General features: G+C 64.5%; 20 protein-coding genes. 10 read left to right on the top strand and 10 right to left on the bottom strand.

All coding sequences use genetic code 11. From position 1 onward, the window contains the following. Positions 1-412 precede the first annotated feature (412 nt). The 4 genes from O1W71_RS14970 (at position 413) to O1W71_RS14955 (ending at position 3,418) form a co-directional block, all read left to right on the top strand. Positions 413-934, top strand: coding sequence for a hypothetical protein (locus O1W71_RS14970; protein ID WP_269268634.1), 522 nt, complete (start codon positions 413-415; stop codon positions 932-934). Between the two features lie 145 nt (positions 935-1,079). Then, entirely contained in the window at positions 1,080-1,451 is a 372-nt protein-coding gene (locus O1W71_RS14965) for a hypothetical protein (RefSeq protein WP_269268633.1), read from the top strand. A 796-nt stretch (positions 1,452-2,247) separates the two neighbouring features. Next, positions 2,248-2,724, top strand: a complete 477-nt coding sequence (locus tag O1W71_RS14960; RefSeq protein ID WP_269268632.1) for a hypothetical protein — start codon at positions 2,248-2,250, stop codon at positions 2,722-2,724. After that, a complete protein-coding gene (locus O1W71_RS14955; RefSeq protein WP_269268631.1) occupies positions 2,711-3,418 on the top strand; it encodes a DNA polymerase in 708 nt (235 codons plus the stop codon). Before O1W71_RS14960 ends, O1W71_RS14955 begins: the two co-directional genes overlap by 14 nt. 87 nt (positions 3,419-3,505) lie before the next feature. Here the strand turns inward: O1W71_RS14955 and O1W71_RS14950 are convergent, their stop codons facing one another. The 3 genes from O1W71_RS14950 to O1W71_RS14940 are packed head-to-tail and all read right to left on the bottom strand — an operon-like array spanning position 3,506 to position 5,339. Next, a complete protein-coding gene (locus O1W71_RS14950) occupies positions 3,506-4,051 on the bottom strand; it encodes a hypothetical protein (RefSeq protein WP_269268629.1) in 546 nt (181 codons plus the stop codon). A gap of 39 nt (positions 4,052-4,090) precedes the next feature. After that, positions 4,091-4,915, bottom strand: a complete 825-nt coding sequence (locus tag O1W71_RS14945) for a hypothetical protein (RefSeq protein WP_269268628.1) — start codon at positions 4,913-4,915, stop codon at positions 4,091-4,093. Next, on the bottom strand, positions 4,908-5,339 hold the full coding sequence (locus tag O1W71_RS14940) for an HD domain-containing protein (RefSeq protein WP_017831627.1): 432 nt from the start codon (positions 5,337-5,339) through the stop codon (positions 4,908-4,910). The genes O1W71_RS14945 and O1W71_RS14940 overlap by 8 nt, the downstream gene beginning before the upstream one ends. A gap of 299 nt (positions 5,340-5,638) precedes the next feature. On the opposite strand from O1W71_RS14940, the gene O1W71_RS14935 reads away from it, so the two are divergent. Then, the gene (locus O1W71_RS14935; RefSeq protein ID WP_269268626.1) at positions 5,639-5,992 is read left to right on the top strand and encodes a DUF3846 domain-containing protein; all 354 of its coding nucleotides are present in this window, start codon (positions 5,639-5,641) and stop codon (positions 5,990-5,992) included. Between the two features lie 13 nt (positions 5,993-6,005). Further along, on the top strand, positions 6,006-6,371 hold the full coding sequence (locus O1W71_RS14930) for a hypothetical protein (protein ID WP_269268625.1): 366 nt from the start codon (positions 6,006-6,008) through the stop codon (positions 6,369-6,371). Between the two features lie 5 nt (positions 6,372-6,376). Here O1W71_RS14930 and O1W71_RS14925 read toward each other — a convergent pair whose 3' ends face one another. Genes O1W71_RS14925 through O1W71_RS14905 form a run of 5 tightly spaced genes read right to left on the bottom strand, consistent with a single transcriptional unit; the run spans position 6,377 to position 10,839 of the window. Further along, positions 6,377-6,688, bottom strand: a complete 312-nt coding sequence (locus tag O1W71_RS14925) for a hypothetical protein (RefSeq protein WP_269268624.1) — start codon at positions 6,686-6,688, stop codon at positions 6,377-6,379. 12 nt (positions 6,689-6,700) lie between these two features. Continuing rightward, complete coding sequence (locus tag O1W71_RS14920) at positions 6,701-7,045, bottom strand: hypothetical protein (RefSeq protein WP_269268623.1); 345 nt, start codon at positions 7,043-7,045, stop codon at positions 6,701-6,703. After that, entirely contained in the window at positions 7,042-9,846 is a 2,805-nt protein-coding gene (locus O1W71_RS14915) for a hypothetical protein (RefSeq protein WP_269268622.1), read from the bottom strand. The genes O1W71_RS14920 and O1W71_RS14915 overlap by 4 nt, the downstream gene beginning before the upstream one ends. Further along, entirely contained in the window at positions 9,843-10,034 is a 192-nt protein-coding gene (locus O1W71_RS14910; RefSeq protein WP_269268621.1) for a hypothetical protein, read from the bottom strand. The genes O1W71_RS14915 and O1W71_RS14910 overlap by 4 nt, the downstream gene beginning before the upstream one ends. A gap of 1 nt (position 10,035) precedes the next feature. Continuing rightward, positions 10,036-10,839 carry a hypothetical protein gene (locus O1W71_RS14905; protein ID WP_269268620.1) on the bottom strand — a complete coding sequence of 268 codons (804 nt, stop codon included), beginning with the start codon at positions 10,837-10,839 and terminating at the stop codon, positions 10,036-10,038. A gap of 368 nt (positions 10,840-11,207) precedes the next feature. Here O1W71_RS14905 and O1W71_RS14900 point away from each other — a divergent pair, with 368 nt between their 5' ends. The 4 genes from O1W71_RS14900 (at position 11,208) to O1W71_RS14885 (ending at position 17,452) form a co-directional block, all read left to right on the top strand. Further along, a complete protein-coding gene (locus O1W71_RS14900) occupies positions 11,208-11,498 on the top strand; it encodes a hypothetical protein (RefSeq protein ID WP_269268619.1) in 291 nt (96 codons plus the stop codon). After that, positions 11,495-12,238 (top strand): HNH endonuclease family protein, encoded by a 744-nt coding sequence (locus tag O1W71_RS14895; protein WP_269268618.1) that lies wholly within the window; start codon positions 11,495-11,497, stop codon positions 12,236-12,238. Before O1W71_RS14900 ends, O1W71_RS14895 begins: the two co-directional genes overlap by 4 nt. 354 nt (positions 12,239-12,592) lie before the next feature. Further along, the gene (locus O1W71_RS14890; protein WP_269268617.1) at positions 12,593-15,880 is read left to right on the top strand and encodes a helicase-related protein; all 3,288 of its coding nucleotides are present in this window, start codon (positions 12,593-12,595) and stop codon (positions 15,878-15,880) included. A 294-nt stretch (positions 15,881-16,174) separates the two neighbouring features. Continuing rightward, positions 16,175-17,452, top strand: a complete 1,278-nt coding sequence (locus O1W71_RS14885; protein ID WP_269268616.1) for a hypothetical protein — start codon at positions 16,175-16,177, stop codon at positions 17,450-17,452. A gap of 3 nt (positions 17,453-17,455) precedes the next feature. On the opposite strand, the gene O1W71_RS14880 is transcribed toward O1W71_RS14885, so the two are convergent. Both O1W71_RS14880 and O1W71_RS14875 read right to left on the bottom strand, forming a co-directional pair. Then, the gene (locus tag O1W71_RS14880; RefSeq protein ID WP_269268615.1) at positions 17,456-19,474 is read right to left on the bottom strand and encodes an AAA family ATPase; all 2,019 of its coding nucleotides are present in this window, start codon (positions 19,472-19,474) and stop codon (positions 17,456-17,458) included. Between the two features lie 68 nt (positions 19,475-19,542). Continuing rightward, positions 19,543-22,932 (bottom strand): DUF499 domain-containing protein, encoded by a 3,390-nt coding sequence (locus O1W71_RS14875; RefSeq protein WP_269268614.1) that lies wholly within the window; start codon positions 22,930-22,932, stop codon positions 19,543-19,545. Positions 22,933-22,936: the final 4 nt, after the last annotated feature.

Below are 22,936 nucleotides of genomic sequence, written 5' to 3'. Positions count from 1 at the left end.
AGTACCCGCCTACCGATGCAACAGATTCGACCCTTCGCGCCCGACGGCATGCCCCGCGTGCAGGGCCACTCGAACGGTCGCCCCGACGAATTCATCTCGGATGTCTCGCGGTTGCGCAATCGCAATCGTGAAAGAGGAATGAGACACTCGCGACGCCGATGAGCCAACCAGCCGATCACCCGGGATCGGGGTGGGAGCACTCAGCTGTCAGAACCACGCAAGTCAACGGCCTGGTGCCGAGCGACCTCCCGACCGTGATCGCCCGAGTGCGTGCAGCGCTCGCCGACGGTGTCGACCCTAGCTCGTCGCCGTGGCGAGATTGCTTCCCCATGCGCCCCGTCGACCGTGCCAATGTCGGTGGCCCGCCGTAGTCTGTAAATGTCAGGTTCACAACATTATCTAGGAGGATGACATGACAGACATCACCACCACCGCCCCGGTCGCTCTCGGAGAAGGGACAATGGTGCTGCCAGCAGCGCCGGTGGTCACCGACCGCCGAGCCGGGTTCAGCGGCGAACTCGACCGCGCACGCAACGAGCTTGCCGCAGCACAGCGCACGATCGCCGAGCGTGACGAAGTGATCGCCGCGCGCAACCTCACGATCGAAGCGCTGCGCACCGAGCAGATCACCGATGGCGGCGACTACCGCCTCACGGAGTTCTGGGAACGCGCTGGCCGGATCGCCGATCACGCTAGCTTCTGCGAGGAGTACGACCGCATGGCAGAGGCGATGAACGGCCCGCGCCGCGAGCGCGACTTCGACGTCACTTTGCGGATCACCGTCGAGTGGACGACCGGCCGCCGCGCCGTCGATGGCGAGACAGCCGGAGGCGACGCCCTCGACGACTTCGACGTCACCGAAATCGCCGAAGAGGCGCGGATGGGAGCGCTGACCGTCATCGAGACCGAGGTGTACGACACCGAGGAAAGCTGACGGCGACCGGGGAGGAGGCCACAAACCTCCTCCCCGGGGGTTCCCAACGTCGGCGGCATCCGCTAGACTGTAACTGTCAGGTTCACAACAACAGATTTTCTGGTCAAGCGCTCGCCGCCGCCACCACCACCACGAAGGGAACACCATGATCGCCCACAGCATCACCCTCCGAAACTCCATCGCTCACGTCGAGATCACCGCAGCGGATCCCACCCCCGCCATGCAGTCCGGCCTGTACGACAGCGTCGGCCAGTTTTTCGCCGTCACCGGCCTCCACTCCGACCTCGACGCCCGCTTCGAGAAGTTCGACCCCTCCCCCAGCAACGAATGGCTGCGCCCCGGCTACGCCGCCGCAGCGGCCTACCGCACCGACCCCACAGCCCCCACCACCGACCACCGATACGTCCTCGCCACATACGTCGAAGGCGACGTGACCCGTTACCGGTTCACCCGCTTCGAAGACGCCACCCGCGCCGGACGTCTCTGGGCAGCCGGCACCCCGGCGAGCGCAGCATGAACACTCCCGGCGAACGCGCTCCCCACCCCCGCCCTGACTGGGGAATTGTGAGCCGATGGGTCGACGCCGGCAAACCACCCCTCAACCCCGACGGCACCTGGGACACCCCGCGCTCGCCGCATCCGTCCCAAGGAGGCACCCTCGATGACTGAGACACTGATCGGCTGTCAAAAGCCCGGATGTGGCTTCTCAAGCGAAGGCCGCACCCCACGAGAAGCACAGGCCCGCCTCTCCCGCCACATGAGCCGCGCCGACCACACGGCCTTCGCCCGCCGTCACCGCGCCGCGCTCGCCGCATCCAGGGAACACCCCCAGCGAGCGCCGGCGATCGCAAACCGGGCGAGACCCTCGAATGCCACCGCTGCCACCGCATCGGGACACGCGGGTCCATACCCTGGGGCACCGAAGGGTGGGAGTGCTCGAACGATCGCGCCTGCACCAGCGCGAGAACCCCGACCCCCGCCAGATGTCACAAGCCGAACTCAACGACCACCTCGACTCCTCGTCACCCAAGACAGAGACGACACCCCCGAATTCCACCAGACCCACAAGATCTGGGAAAAAAGCCAATGACCAACTCAACGAACCCCACCTACCCCGAACACGTACCGCGCCGCGCTCGCCGCAGCACCACGGATATCATGAGCCAAGGCACCCGGCTGTCGAGCACGCCGCCCCGCGCGGGAAGGTTGTCCGAGCCTGTTGTGAACCTGACAATTCCCAACAGCTCCAGCCGGGTGCCGCCTTCCTCGTCGATCACCCGCACACCAGCCCCGATCACGAAAGGCACCCGCTGATGCTCCACCGCGACAGCATCGACCTCCTCGTCACCGCAGCCGTCGCCGCACTCAGCGACGACGACGAACTCACCACCCACCACGAACGCCTCGTCACCTCCGCCGACACCCTCGGCCAGAACCTCACCGACGCCGCACACGCCGCATCCGTAGAGCTGTACAAGTGGCAGCCAGTCGCAGAACTTCTCACCCCGACGCTCGTCGACGATCTGGTGCTGCAGCTGGAGCGCACTCGCCTCGCCTACATCGACGCCTGCAGCACCGACGGAGGATGGGCGAGCACCCCCGCTCGGCGGTACATCGATCGCCTCGGCGCCAGCATCCGCGTGCGACTCGATCGCGGGACAACCGACCCTGATCGGATAATCCTCACCTCGAGCGAGCTCGAGGAGACCGAAGCCGACTGGCGTCGCCCCACACTCCACGCTCACCACGACCTCACCAACCCCCAGGAGGATGACCATGGCCAGCCGTGACCTCGTCGGATACGACTACATCGCCGCCGGCCTCGGGCTCGCCACCACCAAGGCAGCACGCGAATACCGCCACCGCCACAAGGATTACCCGAAACCAGTGAACCCTGGCCAGCGCTCCCCACTGTTCCGTCGCGTCGACGCCGACCGATACATCGACGCGCACCGCAAGCCCGGAGCACCCGAGAACCCCACACCCGAGCCGCTCAAGATCGACCTGGCCAAGCTCGTCGACTTCTCCTACCTCGCCAACGCCCTGCAGATCTCACTCAAGACCGCCTACAAGTACGGTACCCCGACCAGCGGGCAGTACATCACCGGCTTCCCTGAACCGGTCACTCCCGCCGGCGTCCGCACTCCCCTGTTCAACAAGCTCGAAGCCGACGTCTTCATCGCCGGCCGACGCGCAGCTGCAGAGAACCAGAAGGGCCGCGTCCGCGCCGCAGCGATCGGAACCACCGCGCTCGCCGCAGCGCAGGAGATCTATCGGCTGCTCGGTCGTGAGGTGAGCCTCGAGGATCGCGGGCAGCTGCAGGAGGTGCTCTTCGGAGATCTCGGCCTTCCGTCGACGTCGTCGACGTCGCGTGGCCCCTCGGTTGCGACCGCGGCACTGGTGAAGCTGCAGGAGACGAACCCTCATCCCGTGTTGCACCAGCTGCTGGTCTACCGCGGCGCGATCGCTCACGAGGTGGAGTGACCCAGACCCGACCGACACAGCAGTAGCGGCCGCCCCCCTGAATCGAGGGGGCGGCCGCTACTGCTGTGGCTGTGTCGTGCGGTCGAACTATCCGTTGGCGGCTCGCGCGACCATGACGTTGACGTTCTCGCCGTCCTCCTCGAGGCGCGACTCGACGGCACCGACCTTGGTGTTGACGATCTTGATCCTGCCCAGGCGGAGATCTCGCGCTGAGACATGCGCGAGCTGCTTCTCTGCGAGCCGGTAGGACTTCCAGGTCATCCACTTCCCCCGGGGAGCCTGCACGAGCGCGTTGACGCGAGCCTCCGCCTGCTGGCGTGCCGTGGGGACCGGTGAGGAGCCGAGGACATCTTCGACGGTTCGTGCGGCGGGATCCTGCTTGAACCGTTCGACGAGGTGGCCGACGGTCTGCTCATCGAGCTTGCCGATGCCGCTGCGGATCTGCTGCAGCGCATCGTCGGCGCTGATGGGCGTGTACGTGTTCGCGTGCTCGAAGTAGAAGTCGCGGTAGAGGCCCTGGTTGAGGTGGAACTTGCCCGTGTTCTGCACGTAGGTCCAGATGCGCTGCTCGTTGTCTTCGTGCGCGATCCAGACCGGGGTGCCGGCGGCGTTTCGGACCAGATAGAGGTTCATGGTGTTCCTCGCTCCATTCTCAATTGCCTACATCTTAGTTTATCTTAGTCCGTCTTGGTAGGGGCGGGGCGGGGTGGGAGGTGTTGGTGGCCCATAGGCCTTCTCGACGGCGACGACGCTGCCGATGTGAAGGTCGACGAGGCCCGGCGGAGTCGGGACAATGTTCCAGGCGTTGACCATGGTCGTGTGGGCCGCGGCGCGCGTCGGGTAGGGCTGCGTCTGATCGCGCAGCGTTTCGTAGTCGTGGTGGTAGCGGTCTTTGATCGCGGCGCCGGCCTCGGAGTGGAACTGGATCTCTACGTCCTGGTCGGTCTCGCTGTGGTGCACGACGATCGAGTGCAGGCCCTTGTACGGGTTGCCGTCGACGAAGGAATGCTCGATCTCCTTCACCTCCCACCCCTTGGCGACGAGACCCTCCAGCGTCTCCTGTGCGGCAGGGACGACTCGATCGGGAGTCGGTGCGACCACGGTGTAGCGAACGAAGTCGGTGAGGCGCCCCGTGATCTCCACCGGCGTCGCGGTGGGATCAACCAGGATCCGGCTCTCGATCTTGCCTGCGAGGGATGCCGGCGACTTCATCCGGTACTCGAGGTTGTGCATCCGGCAGCCTGAGGGGGCCGCGTCGATGATCGCCGCGGTGATCTCCGGCTCGATGGCGGCCACTTCTTCGAGCTTGTGGATCGCGGCGCCGGCGACGGTGGAGCCGTAGGTGTCGTAGAGCTCTGCCGTCGACGGCGGGTGCTCTCCCCAATCGACGTCGGGTGCATCGTCGGTGGCCGCAGGGCGAAGGTCGTCGACGTCGACCTCGCGGAGGTGGCGGTGGTCGAGACAGCGGCGGCCGCCGTCGTCAGATGATCTACACACGGGAGAGGGCCTCTCGTGCCGCGGCGTACTTCGCGGCCAGTCGGGAGCGGGTGGCGTCGTCGAGCAGGGCGGTGCGCGCCGGATCGGTGTTGTCGTCGATGTCGGCGTCTTTCACCTGACGCGCGAGGGGGTTCCGGCTGACGCGGGCGTAGTAGTCGGCGCGCGGTTCGCCGGGCCGGTGGGTGATGGCATCGACGGCGTCGACCACTTCGAGAGGGAACTCCGCCTGCAGGTCGACCAGCTGCACGTCGGTGTCTTCCACGACGTCGTGGAGCCAGGCGATCGCCTCCAGCAGCTCATCCCCCTGCACGCGAGCCGCGACCCGCGCTGGGTGATCGATGTAGGGCTGACCGCTCTTGTCAACCTGGCCGGCGTGCGCGGCGCGGGCGATCGCCTCGGCGCGTGTGCTGAGCTGATCTCTCATTTTGTGTCCCCCTCTACCCTCATCTTAGAGAGGGGTCCGACACCGTTCAGGCTCGGGCGACGATCAGCTCATCCCAGGCAGCGCTCTGCACTCGCCCCAAGGCCTCCCGCCCAAGCCCTCTCGCGAAGTCCGCGAATCCAGCCATGTCGCCCTCCCCCACCTCGTTCGATCGAGATCGCCTGGCTCAGGCTATCGACGCCCGCAGGTCGACGCCCTCCTCTGTCCGGCTCAATGTCCGACGTTACTGCTATTTTGTAACTGTCAGGGATGCTAGATGGAGGTTTGAGATGAGCAGGGAAATGAAGCGGCTGGCGATGAAGGTATCGCGCGAACTTGTCACGCAGCGAGTAGACCTCGGCGATGACTCGTACGACGTGATCTCGGATGCCGTGGAGGGAGACATCGAGGTGGTGTCACTGGCCGACGATCTTGATTTCTTCGCCAACGAGAACGGCTGGGCGGAGTTCTCCCCGCGTGACCGCAATGCGCTCGCAGAGATGGTGCAGTTCGCCCATCTCGGTGCCGCCAATCCGATCCTCGGGCCGGTGATCTTCACCGGAGGTGTCGACGGCGCGGGTGAGACTCGGGGCCTTTCGGAGGAACGGGCTCGACAGATCGAGCGACTCGCGGTCGTCTTGCGAGAGGCGGTGTGAGATGGGTGCGGACATGTTGATCGCGGTCGCCGCGGCTCCTGTGCTCGCTGATGGAACTCCGGTCCTTGATGTGGAGGTGATCTCGCGGTGCGCGTCGGCCGCGTTCCAGAGCGCCGCGACTGCTGGGCAGGTAGATCCAGAGGCCTACTGGGACATCGTCGATGCGGACACGCCTACCGTGGCGGAGATCGCGGCCGCGCTGGATGGTTGGATCCGCGACGGGGGGCTTTTCGGCCGCGATGTGACGGTGATCACTGTTGAAGGACGCATGTTCGTCGCGAGCGGCGGCCTGTCGTGGGGTGACGCCCCGACGGATGCGTTCAGCTACCTGTGCCTGCTCGATGAGATCGGCGCCTTCACTGAGCCGATCTCGTCCTGATACGTTCAGGCGACCTCGAGGTTGACCGACTCAGCCTCGAGGTCGGGGATCGTCTGTGCGGGGTGGCTGAAGGTTGCGCGCTCAGCGGTGATGGTGACGGTGTCGCCCTTGTGCACGGCGATCCGGAGCAGCTCCGCGCGTGCGCCCGAAGCATGCACGTTGTAGGGACCGTCCGCCCCGTCGATGCGGAAGCTGACCCTCGCGACGTGATCGGAGATACGGCGCATCAGTGTGAGCGGAGAGCGCACGGTTCCCGTGACGGTCACGGCCGTGGCCACCTGCTCATCTGCGAGTGGCGCGGTCTTTGTGGTGTTCATTTCTCCTCCTGGTTATCGATGGATGGATGCGCCGAAGAGGGCGCGCTGAAATACGAGGTCGGCGTCGACGGCGCATCCGGCGCCGAGGTGGTCATCGACCATCGCGGCCGCGCAGCAGAGATCTCCCTCGTCGTGCAGCGCGGCGAGCGCGGCGAGGATCTCGGTGAAGGTGATCACGGTGGTGACGGCACTGTCTGTCTCGCTGCCTGGGCGATTGTGGGTCACGGTGACCTGCGCTTGCTCGAGGTCGGTTTCGGTGGCGATCAGCCATGGCGAGGTACGGCCGTCGAGAAGGTCGCACAGGTCGATGAGCTGGGCGTCGGGGATCTGCTTGGTGAAGGTCAGGGGGTAGTTCATGGCCTACCGGTCTCCTCGGTGGTCGGATCGGGGACGATGATGGCGTCGAACCCGTTGAGATCGACGCGGTGGCTCCCGGGCGTGGCGCCGGTGGTGTAGGTCGGGTGCCATTCGAAGCCGGGTGCGTTCCCCTGTTGGGAGGCGTAGTCCGCGAGCGCGCCGAGGGTTCTCCCGGCGACGGGGTGGGCGTCGCGCAGTGAGATCGCGATGAGGCCTTGTACGGTGCGCGGGTGGAGAAGGTGGCGGTCGAGCTTCAGGGACTTCAGGTGCGCCGGCCAGAGGTCTTCGGCGTTGGTGCCGTAGTCCTCTGTGAATCTCGCGTGGGCGGCGTCGGTGATCTGCTGCTGGATGAGGGCCATGACAGGGCCGGCGTAGCGGTTCGCCTCGGCCACGAATGCGGCGCGATCGTCGTCTGCGGCCTTCTGGGCGAGGCGGCATGCCGTGCGCCATTGGGTCAGTTCGTCGAGGAGTTGCTCGTCGGCCCAGGCCAGTGTGGGGCGAGCCTCGCCGTAGTCGTGGGCATCGGAGGGCCACCAGGGGGTGTGGCCCCACTTGGATCCTCCCGAGTAGGTCGAGAAGGCGTATGGGGCTTCTCCGAAATCAGATGTCGGAGTCAGGGTGGCGGTTCCGTTGCGGCGGGTGACCTCCCAGCCGTAGGAGCGCACGGCGGGGTCGGCCTGATGCCATGAGAGCGGGTCATGGGTGGGGGTGACCTGGGCGTCGGCGGGGGTTCCTTCTCTCGCCCAGGCGTAGGTGAAGAGCTTGCGGGAGGCAGGGTTGCGGTGGTCCCACAGTTCGGTGACGCAGAGCGTTCTTCCGGGAGTGCGCTCGATCGCGTCGGCGATGAGTGCGCGCCGTTCAGGTGCGGTCAGATGATGAGCGGGGTTCGCGCCGAAGGTCCATGTTGCCCAGGCTTTGGTGTGCCAGGCGACGTGGAGTGCAGATGCGGTGCGCTGCGGGAGAATCTGCCAGGGCGAGGTGGGGCCGGTCTTTCCGCTTCGGTAGAGCCGGGTCACGTCGAGGTAGATCTGCGCCTTCCGGTCGTCGGGCGAGGGGGTGTATGCGAACCATCTGCCCTGCCGGTCCCGGGCTACGGCGATCGCGCCCGGGAGGGTACTGCCCAGCTCGATCATCTGGTGGGCTCCGTCGTCGACGGCACTCGCGCGGCGGGAGCGGTACTCGGCGAGGATCTGGTCGGCGGCGCGTTTCTCGTGGGCGCCGCTGCCGTTGAGCGGTTGGGTCCAGGTGTGTGCGAGCTTCCACCAGTGCACGAGCTCGTCAACGAGCTCGTCGATCGTTTCGGCGGCCGCACCCTCTGTCACGAGCAGCTGTCCGATGAGGCCGCGGAAGTCTTTCTCCTGCTGCGCTTCGGAGCGCTTCGCATCGAGCGCTGCGCGGATGGTGGGCACCATGGAGAGGAAGTGCTTGCTGCGCTCATCGCGCGAGTAGAGGAACCGTTCGAGCTCGGGGACGCTGACCAGATCGAACGGCAGCACCCAGGAGTCGTCGGGCATGACGACGCACGAGGCTCGTACTTTCGCGGGCACCGCTGTTTCGCCGCGGTAGATGTAGCCAGGCTCGCCAGGAACGGGCACGTTGCGCTTGTAGATCTGCTCAGTGCGTTCGTAGCGGATGACGAATCCGCCGTCACGGCGCCCTTCGATCAGGTGCGGTACGTACGCGTCCGGATACTCGGCGTTGCCTGGGTGAATGCGGGGGTGATACCCGCGAGTCCAGCGGTCCCCGTCGACGTAGAGGGATCGGAAGTCCCGCACGCCCCAGTTGCCGATGACGCGCAGCCCGGGGCGGAGCTTTCTATTGAGGCGTCGCTGCCATTGCTCGAAGCTCTCGCCGCCCTCGCCCAGTTGGATGGAGTCTTCGTCGTCCTGGATCAGCTGGATCTTGCCGGCGTCCTGGTCGGCGATTGAGAGGAAGCTGACCCCTGCGGGTGGGAGTGGGTGCCATACGGGCGTGCGGTCGACGAGGCCTTGCAGCACGAGCATGATCCGCATGTAGTGCCGGCGTCGGGCGTCGGCGATCTTCTCGATCGCGAACCACTCTTCGCTGCCCGGTTGGACGGGGTCTCCGGATGCCCGCCCAAAGCCGAACAGGCCGCGGTCGAAGACCTCGACGAACTCCCGCCTGCGCGGGAGCACGCGGTCCCGGATCCTGAGCTCGGGATCCACCGTGAGTAGGTACAGCTTCTCGCCGTTGCGCAGCAGCCAGTAGCTGCGCTGGTTCGCGGCGTTGCGACCGACGTCCTCCCAAGGGTTCCCCGATCGGGACTCCACCTTGGTGGGGATCAGCACGACGACGCCCTTGGGCTCCGGGAGAACACGGTCCAGGTGGGCGGCGTCGGAGACGAGCCAGTCGATGAACTCGGGGATGTTGTCAGCGGTCAGGCCGGTGCAGGTGCCGCCCATCATGATCAGCGACTCCTCCGCCATCACGAGCACCTTCTGGCGCAACGTGATAGGGGTCTCTGCAGGCGCCGGCTTGCCGTCGCGCACGAGCTGGAGTTCTTCGTCTCGGCCGAGGTAGAGGTCAACGGTCCACAGCACTTCCGCCATCTGTTCCAGCTGCGCCTTTAGCGGAGCCATCCTCGCCTCGAGCTCACGGCGCGCCTTGTCGAACTGGGCCTCCAGTTCCTTGCGCTGCCGCTCGAGGTCTGTACGTTGCTGTTCCTGCTCAGCTTCCAACGACGCACGTTGACGGGCGAGCTCGGTCCGTGCAGCGACGAGCGACTCCCGGGTGGAGACCGCATCGGAGCCGACGTGCGGTGTGAGCTCGTTGCCGGTCATGCCTGCTCGACTTCCCACATGGTGGTGTTGTAGGTGCTGTCTCCGTCGGCACCGATGCCGTAGATGGAGCCTTCGTCGGCGTTCTCCAGCCACTCGATGATCGCCTCGGCCATCTCGTCGCGGGTCGCGAACTTTCCTTGCTCGCGTTCCAGCTCGACGGTGATGGTGAAAGTGAATGTGTGCGCCATGTCAGTCCTCCTCGGCGATGTGTGGGACCGCGACGATGCGTGCTTTCGTCGGGCGAGAGAAGAACCCGAACGCCTCATCGTCGGCGCTGACTTCGATGGTCGCGGTCAGGGCGATCCGGTGGCCGCGTGGGGGGCGGTCGTTGAAGTCCAGAGATCTCGGGACAGTGCCCCACACCTTCCATCCGGCGCCGGCGAGGAGCATTTTCAGCGACCCGCCGTGGTCGTTCTCTACCCACTTCGTGGAGAGAACCTCAGCCTCGATTTCGATGCGGCCGGTCGGGACTGGGCGTTTTGCTTCCTCGCGGATGGCGATCTCCTCAAGGACCGCCTCAGCTGCTGCCCGCCAATCGTTGATGTCGGTCTTGCCCGTGTGTGATTCTTCGGCCGATTCCAGCAGTAGGCCGATGCGACTGCGGAGTGGGTCGTTGTGTCGAAGCTGCGCATGCTGTTCTGCGAGCGATTCGTAGACTGCGCCGTGGCGGGCCATGAACGCTTCTCGCGCGTAGGCGATCTGTGCGGCGATGCCACGAGAACGATCGGCCTCCTTGGCGCGGCGTCGGGCGGTCTGACGTGCGGAGGAGACGAGGAAGGAACGGACACCGGTGCCGGCACAGGAGAAGCACCCCGTCGTGATGTCGTTGACTGCAGAGGTGTAGAAGGTGACCCTGCTAGGGGCGTTGTAGACGCCCGTACCGCCACATCTTCCGCACGTTTCAACGATGCGTTCACGGCCCTTCCTGCCCGGGTACGGGTCGATGTAGGAGCTGACGGATTCCAGACGTCCGGCCGTTGCTTGAGTAGTCACTCTCCCAGACCCCCTTATTGGTATCTTTGTTAGTTACATATTAGGCATTTTTCGACCTCGGTCGCAAGCTTCTTTACCCAGGTGCATCCTCCGCCCGGGCCACGACAGTCCTGACCCGTCGTAGCCGGCCTTTATGCTCACCGCATGCTCGATCGTGGCTCCTACCCGTCCGTCGAATGGGCCGAGGTCTGCCTCTGGATCGCGGAACACCGGCCGGATCTCGATGCTCGCCTTGGCGCAGTCCAACCGCCTGCTTTGCCTCTCGACGACCGCAAGCCCTCGCGTTGACGAGCGCAGCATTGGCGTGCATCATCAACCCAAATGCGCTAGAATGTAACTGACAGGGATAGTTACTAGGAGGTGTTGAGATGGCGAATCAGACAGCGATGCAGGTGATGAAGGTGCTGCACAAGCAAGCCAACCCCACCGCCACCAAGCGCGGTACTCCCGAGATCGAGGCGCGACGCCTGGAGAAGTCTCGTCTGCTGGCGCTGAACAACGCGGCCGCCCTCGTTGTTCAGCTGAATCATTCCGCTGCAGAAACGGATGGTGTCGCCGTCCAGCGGTTGACCGACGACGCTCAGATCATGCTCGACGCCGCGGCGGGTTTCCAGGAACTCATCGACGATATCCCCAATGGTCGGCGACTCGCAGCATGATGCGAACTCGACGGCGTGCGTTCACGATCTACTCCGCAGCGGCCGCAGCGGCGGCGGCCGCAATCGCTCTCGCCGTCACGCAGTTCACCCCCGAGGTTGATCAGGTCGTGCCGGCCCCCGATCTCCGGGCACTGACGGACGCCGGTTACGTGACTATCGAAAATGATGCTGTCTCCTACGAGACCACGGCGATCACTGCCGCCCTCGAACAACTCCCCGTCGATACGACCGAAGAGACCACGGGCCCTTACGACCGGGACTATTTCGGCCAGCGGTGGGCGGATGTCGATCGCAATGGCTGCGACACCCGCAACGACGAGCTCGCGGCATGGATGAGTGACATCACCTTCAAGCCCCAGACCAACAACTGCGTTGTCCTTAACGGCACGCTCGAAGACCCTTTCACCGGTCAGACGATCACCTTTACCCGGGGGCAGGGAACCAGCGAGGCAGTGCAGATCGATCACCTCTGGCCCCTGGCTGCGGTTTGGCAGCGCGGCGCCGACGGATGGAGCGACCAGAAGCGACTCGAGTTCGCGAACGACCCTCTCAACCTCACACCCGTCGACGGGCCCACGAATCAGTCCAAGAGCGACAGCGGGCCGGAGTGGTTCCCCCCGAATCAGAGCTACCGCTGCACATACGCGGCACGGCTCGTTCTCGTCGCCGCCACCTACGGGATTGAGCTGACGAAGGCCGACCGATTGTCTCTCTACTCGGCACTCGCCGACTGCAGCTAAGCGCTCACCTTGCGGCGACCAGGCGGCGCCGACTATCCCTCCGAAGCACGAAATCCGCATTGCAAACGCACCCCTGCTGAGGCTCGCGGCTTAGCCTGCGAGCGAGATGTCGGGGGCGTGCAGTACTGTCTTCGGAAGACGCCCGGCTGGGTGTGGCGGTTGAGAAGTGATCCCTGACAAGACGCTCCTCCAACTCCCGCCATTCCCGCCGGGCGCCGTCATGCGTACGATCGTGGCCGATCCTGCGCGACGCCGCCGGCGCTTCCGGACAGTCGACTGCCGGCCTATAGCCTGAGGACGATGAGGAGGATGAGGATCTCGCGTTCTGGCTCCCTTCAATGAGCTAGGAGCATAATGACCCGAATCTTCGACAACATCGAGTTGAACCTCGGTGGCCACCTCGTCGAAACGCTGTCCGAGTCCAACCGCATCGATGCCGCTGTCGGGTACTTCAATATCCGCGGCTGGAAGCTGTTCGGTGACGTCGTCCACGGACGTTCCGCTGGTGGCCCGCCGATCGCTCGAGTGCTGATCGGCATGGTTCATGGCGAGCCAGAGGAACAGGTGCTTGACCACCTGCAGCGCACACTCGAGGGAGGCCCACTCGAGGACGTGATCGATCGGAAGACCGCGCAGGCACGTCAGCAGCAGGCCAAGCTCAAGTTCCGGCAGCAGCTGATGCGCGGGGCGCCCACCGCGCAGGACGAGGCCACCATTCGGGAACTTCGCGCGCAGCTGGCGGACGGTCGGGTCGCGATCAAGCTGTTCACCCGCCGCCCCCTCCACGGCAAGACCTATATCTGCCACCGGGACGACAAGATCACACCGATCGTCGCCTACGTCGGTTCATCCAATCTCACGATCGCTGGCCTCGCGAACAACTACGAGCTCAACGTCGATGTGGTCGACTCGGACGGAGCCGCGAAACTCGACGGCTGGTTCGAGGATCGATGGGACGACAAGTTCTCCATCGACGTCACCGCCGACCTCATCGAGATCATCGACGAGTCCTGGGCAAGCGAGACACCGCTGACCCCCTACGAGGTCTACCTCAAGGTCTGCTGGCACCTCTCCCGCGATGTGCGCGAGGGTCTTATCGAGTACACACTGCCGCCGTCAATGCGCGACCAGTTGCTTGAGTATCAGGAGAGCGCCGTGAAGACGCTGTCCCGTCGCATCATGACCAAGGGCGGTGCCATGCTCGGCGACGTCGTCGGCCTCGGCAAGACGATCACCGCAACGGCCACCGCGATGATGCTCAATGAGGCTGAGGGCTACCGCACGCTCATCGTCTGCCCCGTCAACCTGGTGAAGATGTGGGAGGAATACAAAGAGCGCTACGCGCTGAACGCCACTGTCGTCCCGTACAGCATGGCGGCCAAGCGCCTGCCCAACCTCGGTCGCTACCAGTTCGTGATCGTCGACGAGTCGCACACGCTGCGCAACGACACCCGCCAGGACTACCGGGCGCTCTACGACTACATCCGCAACTACGACTGCCGGGTGCTGCTACTCACCGCGACGCCATACAACATCCGCTTCAAGGACGTCGGAAATCAGCTGGGGTTGTACATCGACCCCGACGACGATCTCGGGCTGCAGCCCGTGGTCGCGATGACGCTAGACGACCGATTCGCGGAGAGGCTCGACGGCAAGACGAGCACGCTCGAGGCGTTCAAGCGCAGCGAGGAGCCCGATGACTGGAAGCGGCTGATGAGCGAGCACCTAATCCGCCGCACCCGCTCGTTCGTGCGGAAGAACTATGCGCTCGTCGACGAGCAGGGCAAGGAGTACCTCACCTTCGCGAACGGGACGAGGTTCACGTTCCCGGCCCGTGTGCCCAAGCCGCTCGTGCACTCGTTCGGCGAGCACGACCCCGCAGCCAAGATGGAGTCCGTCGAGACCCTCGACGCGATCGACAATCTGAACCTGCCGCGCTACAACCTGTCCGCATATCTCCGGAAGTCGCTCACGCTCACGCCCGAGGAGAAGGTGATCGTTGAGCGCTTCGAACGCGGCAGCGGCCACCTGATCGGGTTCGTACGCAGTGGGCTCTACAAGCGGCTGTCCAGCTGCGGGTACTCGTTCATGCTGTCGCTGCAGCGCCACATCGCCCGCAACCAGCTGTACATCTACGCCGTCGAGAACGACCTCGACCTCCCGCTGGGCACACTGCTGGATGTCATGCTCACCTCGTCCGAGAGCGACGACGACGCCGAAGAGGATTACGAGGACATCGAGCCGCCGACCTCCGGGGATGGCCAGAGCGAATACGAAGCACTTCGCGCATCTGCACCAAAGTCGGTGCGGTGGATCCGCCCTTCCATCTTCACCCCGAACATGCTCGACGACCTTAAGGCCGACACGGCAACGCTCACTGGGCTGCTCAACGAGTTCGGCGCGTGGACGGCGGATGCGGACTCGAAGCTGGCCGAGATCCTCAAGCTTCTGACTGAGACGCACCCCGACGAGAAGGTGCTGATCTTCACCGAGTACAAAGACACAGCCAACTACGTCGCCGAAGCGATCAAGGCCGCAGGTGTCGACCGGGTGGGGATCGCCAGCGGCGACACCAACAACCCGACCGACGTCGCCCGCAGATTCGCCCCCCTGTCCAACATGCTCGGCTCCGCGACACTCACCGACATCGAGCTCAACAAGATCATCGACCCCGCAGCCGAGTACAGAGTGCTCGTCGCGACCGACGTGCTCTCCGAAGGGCAGAACCTCCAGGACGCGCACATCGTGGTCAACTACGACCTCCCGTGGGCGATCATCCGTCTGATCCAGCGTGCCGGCCGCGTCGACCGCGTCGGTCAGAAGTCGGATGAGGTGATCATCTACTCGCTATGGCACGACGGCGTGGAGCAGGTGCTGAACCTCCGCCAGCGCATCGCTGACCGCCTCCACGCCAACGCCGAGGTATTCGGATCGGACGAACAGTTCTTCGGCTCAGAGGACGAGGTGAAGATCATCGAGGATCTCTACAAGGGCAAGCTCGACGACAACGAGATCGACAACGAGGTTGACGCATCCAGCCTCGCCTATGAGGTGTGGAACTCCGCCGAGCAAGAGCACCCCGAGCTCGCCGACCGCGTCAAATCACTGCCCGACCTCGTCTACGCGACCAGGCCATCACTATCCGACCGAGACGTCGACGGCGTGGTCTGTTACGTCCGCACTGAAAACGACAACGACGGGTTCGGCTTCGGATCCGCCGAGGGTATCCGTCTGCTCACCGGGCAAGAGGCGCTTAGCCGATTCCGATGCGAAATCGACACCCCGGCGCTACCCGCCCGCGCGGACCACTTCCCGCTCCTGATTCAGATGGCACAAGGGAATCTCATCCAGAGCGGAAACATCGAAGGCCGCCTCAGCGGTGTTCGCAAGCGAGTATGGAACCGTCTCAACGGCGCCCTGGTGGCCGGGAAGGGCGATGTCGCCGACGCACTCGAGGCCATCTTCACCCGCCCTCTCACCAAGGAGGCCGAGAAGCGATTCACGACCGCGCTGGCTGCGCGCAGCGACGTCGACGACCTGGCAGACCTTCTCGTGCTACTCCATCGCGACAAGCGGCTCGTTATCGACATCGCCGCAGCCGATCCGATCCACATCGTGTGCTCAATGGGGGTGGCATCATGAGCGCGTCAACCAGGATGAAGCTCGTCAACTCGGGTGATTTTCAGACCCTCTTCCTCGAGGAGCTCGGCTGGGACAAGCCAGACCTCGCACCACTACGCATCACCGTCGACGAGCAGACCTATACGTTGCAGCAGGTCGCCGGTTACTCGGGCCTGCGAGTGTGGCTCTGCAACGAACTGCCCGATTCACGCACGCAACGACTGATCGACCAGCAGGTACGCAAGGTCTCCGATGCGCGACTGCTCATCTTCGCCGATCACACCCGGCAGGAGTGGCGATGGCTGCAATCGGCGGATGCCGACGGTGCAGAGCCAGCCGCGCCTGGCTCTGCACCGGCACACCGTTGGCACAACCAACGAGGCTCTCAGCCAGCGACTCGGCACCATCGAGATCAAGATCGACGAGAGTCCCACCCTCATTGAGGTGCTGCGCAAGATGCGCGCAGCCTTCGATGCCGACATCGTCACCAAGCGGTTCTACGACCAGTTCGTCCGCAGGCAGCGCGCACTCACCGTCGCCATCCAGGGCATCCCCGACGACAGCGAGCGGGAGTGGTACTCATCGTTGATGATGAACCGACTGATGTTCATCTACTTCATGCAGAAGAAGTCGTTCATGGACCAGGACACCGACTATCTGCGGAATCGACTCAACCAGCTCCGCGATCTGGTCGGCACAGGCCAGTTCTACGGGTTCTATCGCGACTTCCTGCTCCCGATGTTCCACGAGGGGCTGGGCCAGAAGGCTGATTCACGGAGGTATCCCAACGATGTTGTCGCCGACTTGGTCGGAGACGTGCCCTACATCAACGGGGGAATCTTCGCCGAGCACAAGCTCGAACACGACAACACCATTGAGATCCCCGACGAGATCTTCACCTCGATCTTCGACCTGTTCGACCGCTTCCAGTGGCATCTCGACGATCGCCCGACAGCTTCTCAGAACGAGATCAATCCCGACGTGCTCGGCTACATCTTCGAGCAGTTCGTCAACGAGAAGGACAGCCTCGACAACCGCGGCTCCGACAAAGGCGCTTACTACACGAAGGAAGACGTCACGCACTTCATGGCCAGCAACGCCATCGTGCCCGTGTTCCTTGAGCGCCTGATTGACCGCACCGGAGTCAACCCATGGCGCTACCTTCGCGAAGCTCCCGAACGGTACATCTGGTCAAGCCTGGCATGGGGGACCGACGAGCCGCTGCCGGCCGAGATTGAGGCGCAGCGCACGGCTCGGCGCCGACCTCTGTGGGACGGTCCCGCCAGCGAAGATCTCGGGCTCCCGGGAGAGACCTGGTGGGAAACCGACCGGCGGCGCAACGAGCACGCCAAGCTACTCGCTGCAGCCAAGTCCGGGCACATCGACTCCGTAGACCGAGCAGTCACCGAAAACATCGACCTCGAGCAGCTCGCGGTCGACACGATCGACCAGCTGAACGCCCCAGAGCAAGCGCTGGCCGCGTGGCAGATCCTCACCGCCATACGCGTCATCGACCCGGTGATTATGCGCAAGTCGGATGTCTCACGAGACAGTGAATCGAGCGCGCCAAGGCAGTTCTATCTGGCCGCGTAGCGGTCAGCCGAGCGCCTTGTTGACGGCAGTTGAGAGCGATCGCCACGCTTCGCGTTCCGATGCATCAAGTGCTGCAGTTCCATTCGCGCTCAACCATTTCGCGAATGCGCGAGCGAGTTTCCACTTGGAAGCTCCAGGATGCTCGGCGACGAGGATCTCCATGAGAGGGCGAGCGGGTTGCTGCTGTACCGTCGCGAGGCTGTCCCATCCGAGTTCGTCGCGGGCGACCTGAGCCAGTGTCTGCCGCAGCAGATCCTCGATCTCAGCGCGCTGCACGCCGGAGATGTGGTCTCCGGTTCTCAGGATCCTCTTCGCGCTCAGTAGCTGCCAGAGCGCTTCCTGCTCAGCAGCCTGATCGCCAGCCGAATCCGAGTCCAGGAGAGCTGCCACCTTGAGGCTCTGGCTGGTGAGAATCGTGCTGTAGTAGACGACCTTGCTTGCGCTTCCGGCCGGAACAATTGCGATGTCGCTGTCCAGTGCCGGTCCGCCGTCCGAGGAGAACGCGGAGTTCAGCGCCTCGATGATGAGAAGGTCGGTGATGCCTTCCACGACCAGGTTTCGCTGGTGTGTGAAGATGCTCTGCGCGAGGTCGTAGCCGAGTGCAGCCTGAAGCGGGTAGATGGACTTTGGATCGTCGACCGCAAGGCGAGTATGAACTTTAGTCCCGACCTTGCGGTCTACCATCTCGACCACCCGGACGAGGTCCAGCTCGTCCGCCCCCACCATAAAGGGGGAGTGCGTCGTATAGATGATCTGGTTCCCCTCCGCCAAGGCGGACACGGTCTTGCGGAACTCTTGCTGTTTGAGCGCGTGAAGGCTGAGGCCCGGCTCATCGAGGAGCAGGACTGCGTTCCGGAGATCGTCCTTTGCCTGCGCATGGAAGACGACGAAGAACGATACGAGCCAACGGAAGCCTTCGCTGCGCTGGTCGAGTTCGACGGGAATGCCGAGCTCATCCTCGACGAGCGTTTGAAGGTATTGCCCGTCGACGTCGAGTCGGAGCGTCAGCGAGTCGTCGTTCCACACGCGACGAATATCAGCTGTAAGGCGAGCACCAGCCGTCTGCAGCGCACGCTTGCGTTCGGTGAGCTTACGTTCATGCGCGGCAAGTGCGGCCTTGTATCGCTCCTGCTCCTGAACATCGCTGTCATAATTGACGCCCTTCTCAGGAGCGTCCGAGTCCATGTCCGACAGCTCGCGAGCTGTGAATCCGAGGAACTTCAGTAGCTGGAGGTTGCCGAAGTCGTAGTCGAGGTCAATCTCGCCGGATTCCTCACGCTCCGCAAGGCGATTCAGGTGTATGCGTGGACGCACAGAGAAGTACGAGGAGAAGTAGACGAACGGTGGCAACTTGGACAGAAGGTGCTTGCCAACATCGTCCCGTCCCGTCGCCTCTTTGACGACCGAGTCCAGCGCATCCCAGTAGCCCTCGGCGGCAGAACCGTCCGCGAACAGCGGCAGGAGCGCATCGAGGTGGCTGCGGAGTTCATCTGCGATCTCTCCACTGATCCGATCGCTTTGGCTCCGATCTGCCCGCCAGGCAGTCAGTGTCTGCGCGGCCGCTTTCGCGTCCTCGCTCGATTGCTTCGACATCGCACTCGTGAGCCGAACGATGCTCTTGTCAACGTCCCCGAGCGAGGGCGAAGGCGGCAGCCCCGTGACGCGGTATGTGCGCTTGCCGCTGAGCCATACCGTCATCTCAAACCGGACTTCGGTGCTGTTCGCGAGAGCAAGTCCCTCGAGGTCGGTTGAATCGGGCGTCAGAACGACCTTCGCGACTGCCATCTCCGCGCGCTCCAGATTCCCACGTCGGATTTCGTCAACCATCGGTGCTGGTGCATCAAATAGCCAGTCGATGTCGGGGGTGTCTGGGGTCGGGCTGACGAGCTGGATCGCTTTCAGCAGCGCTGTCTTACCTGCCTCGTTGATCCCGACCAGGATTGTCTTGTCCGCTTCAACGCCGAACTCTCCGCTATCGACGATGCAGCGATAGTTGGTTACAACTGCTGATTCGATCCTCATCCCCGAGGCTCCTTCCGTTCTGATATTGGTTCGACGCACAGCTCATGCGCCATTTGCGGCTTGCGCGGTCAACTCTCGAAACCGGAGCTCGGGTCGAACTTGAGAACGCGCGCGTTCTCGGAGATCGTGCGCACCTCGCCCTCGTCGAAGCCGTCTCCCTTGCTGGCCTGGATGTCGATGGTGATCTCGAGCTTGGCGCCGGCGCCGGCGAGGCGGTCGATGATCTCGCGAGTCACGTTTCCGATGTCGCGCGAGTACCGGTCGGGATCGACCTTCACGGAGCCGAAGTAGCGGCTCGGGGGTCGCGGCGCGAAGCTCTCTTCGCTCGATCCCTCCCCGTCTCCGTCGTCATCGATCAGGACGATGTCCACTGGGCCGATCTCTGCGGCGCCCTCCTCTGCTGCGCGCCGGGCGGCTTCTCGAGCGGCAGCGGCACGATCGGCGGACACCTGCTCATCTGCCTTGTTCCAGTCCACGAGGAGCGTGCTGTCTGTCACCTGGAGCGCGGCGGTGTGCGCCGGCGGAACGATCAGTCCGCGGTAGCGACCGGACTCGGCGTCCTTCGCCGTCGCGATCGCGAACTTCTCGCCGTCGACGAGCACGGAGTTCAGCGAGCGCTCGATCGCGGAGTCGAGGGTCTCGCGGCGAACGAGTCGGGGCAGATAGACGTAACGAGTGAAGTAGCCCCACAGTTCGCCGACGCTGATCTCGCCCTTGTCGCGCCACAGCTGCCCGAGCTCCTGGTGGAGGGTCGCTCCGAGGATCGGCGCTCCAAGCTCGGTGACGAGCTGATCGTCGCGGGACAGCTTTGCGGCGACGCGCTCGGCGAGGGAGCGGCCGCTCGAGTCGGGCACCTTGTCCGCGATCAGCTCGAACGGCTTGGTGGCGTCGAATTGTTCGGGGTAGACCGCCCACACGAAGGTGTCGCGGATGCGGTCCGAGACGGTCCGATCCAGGCGCGTGACCCAGTCGTCGGTCTGCTTGCGCTGCTGCACCGACAGGTTGAGGCTCTCGCTGGTCGCCTGCACGCGTTTCCACGCGAGGTAGCTGCGAGCAGCGGCCTCCAGGCTCTCCAGCTCGCTCTTATCGGCCACCAGGAACACGAGAGTGTTGCGGTGCACGCGCTGGCTGGCGCCCTTGGTCTCGATCGCCTCGCGCACCCACTGGTGGGCTGAGGAGTTGGCACCGTCGGACTTCCGCCGCGAGTGGCGCGGGTGGACGATCACCAGGCGCGCGTCTTCGAGGTCGGGGATGTCGGCGTTGGATGCCGGCGCGACGTGCACTCGATCGAACACGCCGCGCGCCCGTTCTTCGCTGCGGAGTCGTTCGGTGATCTCGTTCCACACAGTTTCGACGTCCTCGCGGAGTCGCTCGGCATAGTCGTTCGCGGTCTTCGTCACCGACGGCTGCGTGTCGAACCAGTAGTGGCCCTGCTCCTCGTAGAAGTACGTCGACCTCTGCGCGAGCAGCTCGATCGCACTGCCGAAGTTGCCGAGCGTGTCACCGGGAGCCGCGGTTCCGAGCCAGACGTACTGCTTGTCCAAGCCCTTCCGCGACGCCTTGATTCGCGGCGCGGCGCCCATGAAGATCGTTCGCGCGATCCGCTGCGTCACGAACCGCTGCCCCAGATTGGGGCGGTCGAGGTCGATCTGTTGCGCCATTGACCCCGGGCCGTCGATGTCCGAGTCGATGATCGGCTTCCACTGGTCCTCGAGGTACTGGGTGAGGTCGGTGTTGACCGTCGTCGCCTCCAGCGGCACGTTGCCGGGGAGGATCAGCGGAGAAGTGTCGTTGGAGGCCCACAACTCGTGCACGATCGATGACACGAGCTTGAGCACGCCGCGGGTGCGCTGGAACCGCTCCAGCGTGGACCAGTCCTCGTACAGACGGTCCAGCAGCTCGGGGTGTAGCGGGTACGACGCGCGGATGCGCTGCTCGTAGTCGTCACTCGGGGCCGCGGCATCGCGCGGAAACAGAGCAGTGTTGCTCCGATACAGGGTGACGAAGCTGCGCGCTACGGCGGAGATCGTGGTCAGGCCCTCAGCGTTCGGCGCTTGAAACAGCCGGCGGCGAACGATCTCGAAGGACTCGTCTTTGCTCGACGGCCTCCACTGGTCCGCGACACGACGGATCACGTTCTGCAGCCGTTCCAGCGCGAGCTGACCGTTTGCACCGCCGATCTCGATGTCGCTTCCGCTGCCCGCATCGCCGGTGTCGGATGCCGGGATCGAGACAACGAGCATCGCTCCAGGCACCGACCGAACGACTTCGGTCAGAGACTGTGCGAATGTGAACTGCGTCTCGAACGAACCAGACGGAAGCTCCTTGTCTGTGACCAGCTGCCGCGCGTACGCGACCCACTCATCGATCAGGATCAGCGCCGGCGAGTACTTCGCGATCAGCGTGCGCAATGCTTCGCCCGGGTTCGTCCCGGCGCGGTCGTCCTCAGCAATGAGGTCGTACGCTTCGCGGCCACCGAGCTGCCAAGCGAGCTCGCCCCAGAGCGTGCGGACCTCAGTCCCGTCCTCCTTGATAAGCGGTGATCCCGCCTTCAAGTACGTGCCGACGAGCGCGACGCGCTTCACGCCCAGCGCCGCAAGGTCGGCGTCTCCGGTCTCTGCGATGAGCTCCTGCAGCTCCTGCGGGTAGTCCTTCGCGGGCGTGCCGCTGAAGAGGTGGTAGAGAGCGAGCATCGAGTGGGTCTTGCCGCCACCGAAGTTGGTCTGCAGGTTGACGACGGGGCTCGCGTTTCCGTCTCCGTCGCCCACGCGTCGGAGCGCGCGCGACAGCAGGTCACGCAAACCCTCCGTGAGGTACGTGCGGGTGAAGAACTCGACCGGGTCGCCATACTCGGGGCTGGTCGCCTGACCTGTTCGCACGAGATGCAGGTCGGCAGCGAACTCGGATGCCGTGAACTCGCCGCGTGCCACATCATCGTGCGGGCGGATCACTTCGCGCCAGGGTCGCAGACCCGAACCCGGGTCGAGGGTCACCGTCGTGCGCTTGACCTGCTTACGTGTCTGGTCCTCGAAGACCGTGCGCTGCAGGTCGATGCGGAGCTTTCGGACGTCCTCCGCGGAGTCGACCGCACCGACGGCATGGAGCAGCCGCTCTATCGTGTCGAGCGCGCGCGCCGCGTCATCAGAACTGAAGGGCTCGTTGTGCGCCCACAGATTTCGCGTCTCGCGCAGTTCGGACCCAAACCCCTGCTGCGCACGCGACAGCACGTCCTTGAAGCGGTAGCCCTGCTCGGTGATCGCGCGAAGCTGCACCTGGACATCGTGCTTCGTCAGCGTTCGCGCGGGCCCACCGCGGCGTTGCGCGTCTTCTTGTGCCCACGCGGCGGGCCAATCCGACGTGCCGTAGGCGGCGGTCATCACCTCGTCGACGGAATCCAGCAGTCCCTCCGACAACAGGTCGAAGGCCTTGCCCACGCGATCACGGTTATTCATCGCCATCGAA

The organism is Microbacterium sp. H37-C3, from assembly GCF_027157935.1.
GTDB lineage: Bacteria > Actinomycetota > Actinomycetes > Actinomycetales > Microbacteriaceae > Microbacterium > Microbacterium plantarum.
This window is presented reverse-complemented; position numbering and strand designations above follow the sequence as displayed.

Excerpts from the sequence above, each read along its gene's own strand:
- O1W71_RS14895 (WP_269268618.1), top strand. The coding sequence starts at position 11,495 with ATGATGCGAACTCGACGGCGTGCGTTCACGATCTACTCCGCAGCGGCC.
- O1W71_RS14970 (WP_269268634.1), top strand. The coding sequence starts at position 413 with ATGACAGACATCACCACCACCGCCCCGGTCGCTCTCGGAGAAGGGACA.
- O1W71_RS14925 (WP_269268624.1), bottom strand. The coding sequence starts at position 6,688 with ATGAACACCACAAAGACCGCGCCACTCGCAGATGAGCAGGTGGCCACG.
- O1W71_RS14960 (WP_269268632.1), top strand. The coding sequence starts at position 2,248 with ATGCTCCACCGCGACAGCATCGACCTCCTCGTCACCGCAGCCGTCGCC.
- O1W71_RS14965 (WP_269268633.1), top strand. The coding sequence starts at position 1,080 with ATGATCGCCCACAGCATCACCCTCCGAAACTCCATCGCTCACGTCGAG.
- O1W71_RS14875 (WP_269268614.1), bottom strand. The coding sequence starts at position 22,932 with ATGGCGATGAATAACCGTGATCGCGTGGGCAAGGCCTTCGACCTGTTG.
- O1W71_RS14935 (WP_269268626.1), top strand. The coding sequence starts at position 5,639 with ATGAAGCGGCTGGCGATGAAGGTATCGCGCGAACTTGTCACGCAGCGA.
- O1W71_RS14900 (WP_269268619.1), top strand. The coding sequence starts at position 11,208 with ATGGCGAATCAGACAGCGATGCAGGTGATGAAGGTGCTGCACAAGCAA.
- O1W71_RS14930 (WP_269268625.1), top strand. The coding sequence starts at position 6,006 with ATGTTGATCGCGGTCGCCGCGGCTCCTGTGCTCGCTGATGGAACTCCG.
- O1W71_RS14880 (WP_269268615.1), bottom strand. The coding sequence starts at position 19,474 with ATGAGGATCGAATCAGCAGTTGTAACCAACTATCGCTGCATCGTCGAT.
- O1W71_RS14885 (WP_269268616.1), top strand. The coding sequence starts at position 16,175 with ATGCCGACGGTGCAGAGCCAGCCGCGCCTGGCTCTGCACCGGCACACC.
- O1W71_RS14910 (WP_269268621.1), bottom strand. The coding sequence starts at position 10,034 with ATGGCGCACACATTCACTTTCACCATCACCGTCGAGCTGGAACGCGAG.
- O1W71_RS14915 (WP_269268622.1), bottom strand. The coding sequence starts at position 9,846 with ATGACCGGCAACGAGCTCACACCGCACGTCGGCTCCGATGCGGTCTCC.
- O1W71_RS14940 (WP_017831627.1), bottom strand. The coding sequence starts at position 5,339 with ATGAGAGATCAGCTCAGCACACGCGCCGAGGCGATCGCCCGCGCCGCG.
- O1W71_RS14950 (WP_269268629.1), bottom strand. The coding sequence starts at position 4,051 with ATGAACCTCTATCTGGTCCGAAACGCCGCCGGCACCCCGGTCTGGATC.
- O1W71_RS14890 (WP_269268617.1), top strand. The coding sequence starts at position 12,593 with ATGACCCGAATCTTCGACAACATCGAGTTGAACCTCGGTGGCCACCTC.
- O1W71_RS14955 (WP_269268631.1), top strand. The coding sequence starts at position 2,711 with ATGGCCAGCCGTGACCTCGTCGGATACGACTACATCGCCGCCGGCCTC.
- O1W71_RS14920 (WP_269268623.1), bottom strand. The coding sequence starts at position 7,045 with ATGAACTACCCCCTGACCTTCACCAAGCAGATCCCCGACGCCCAGCTC.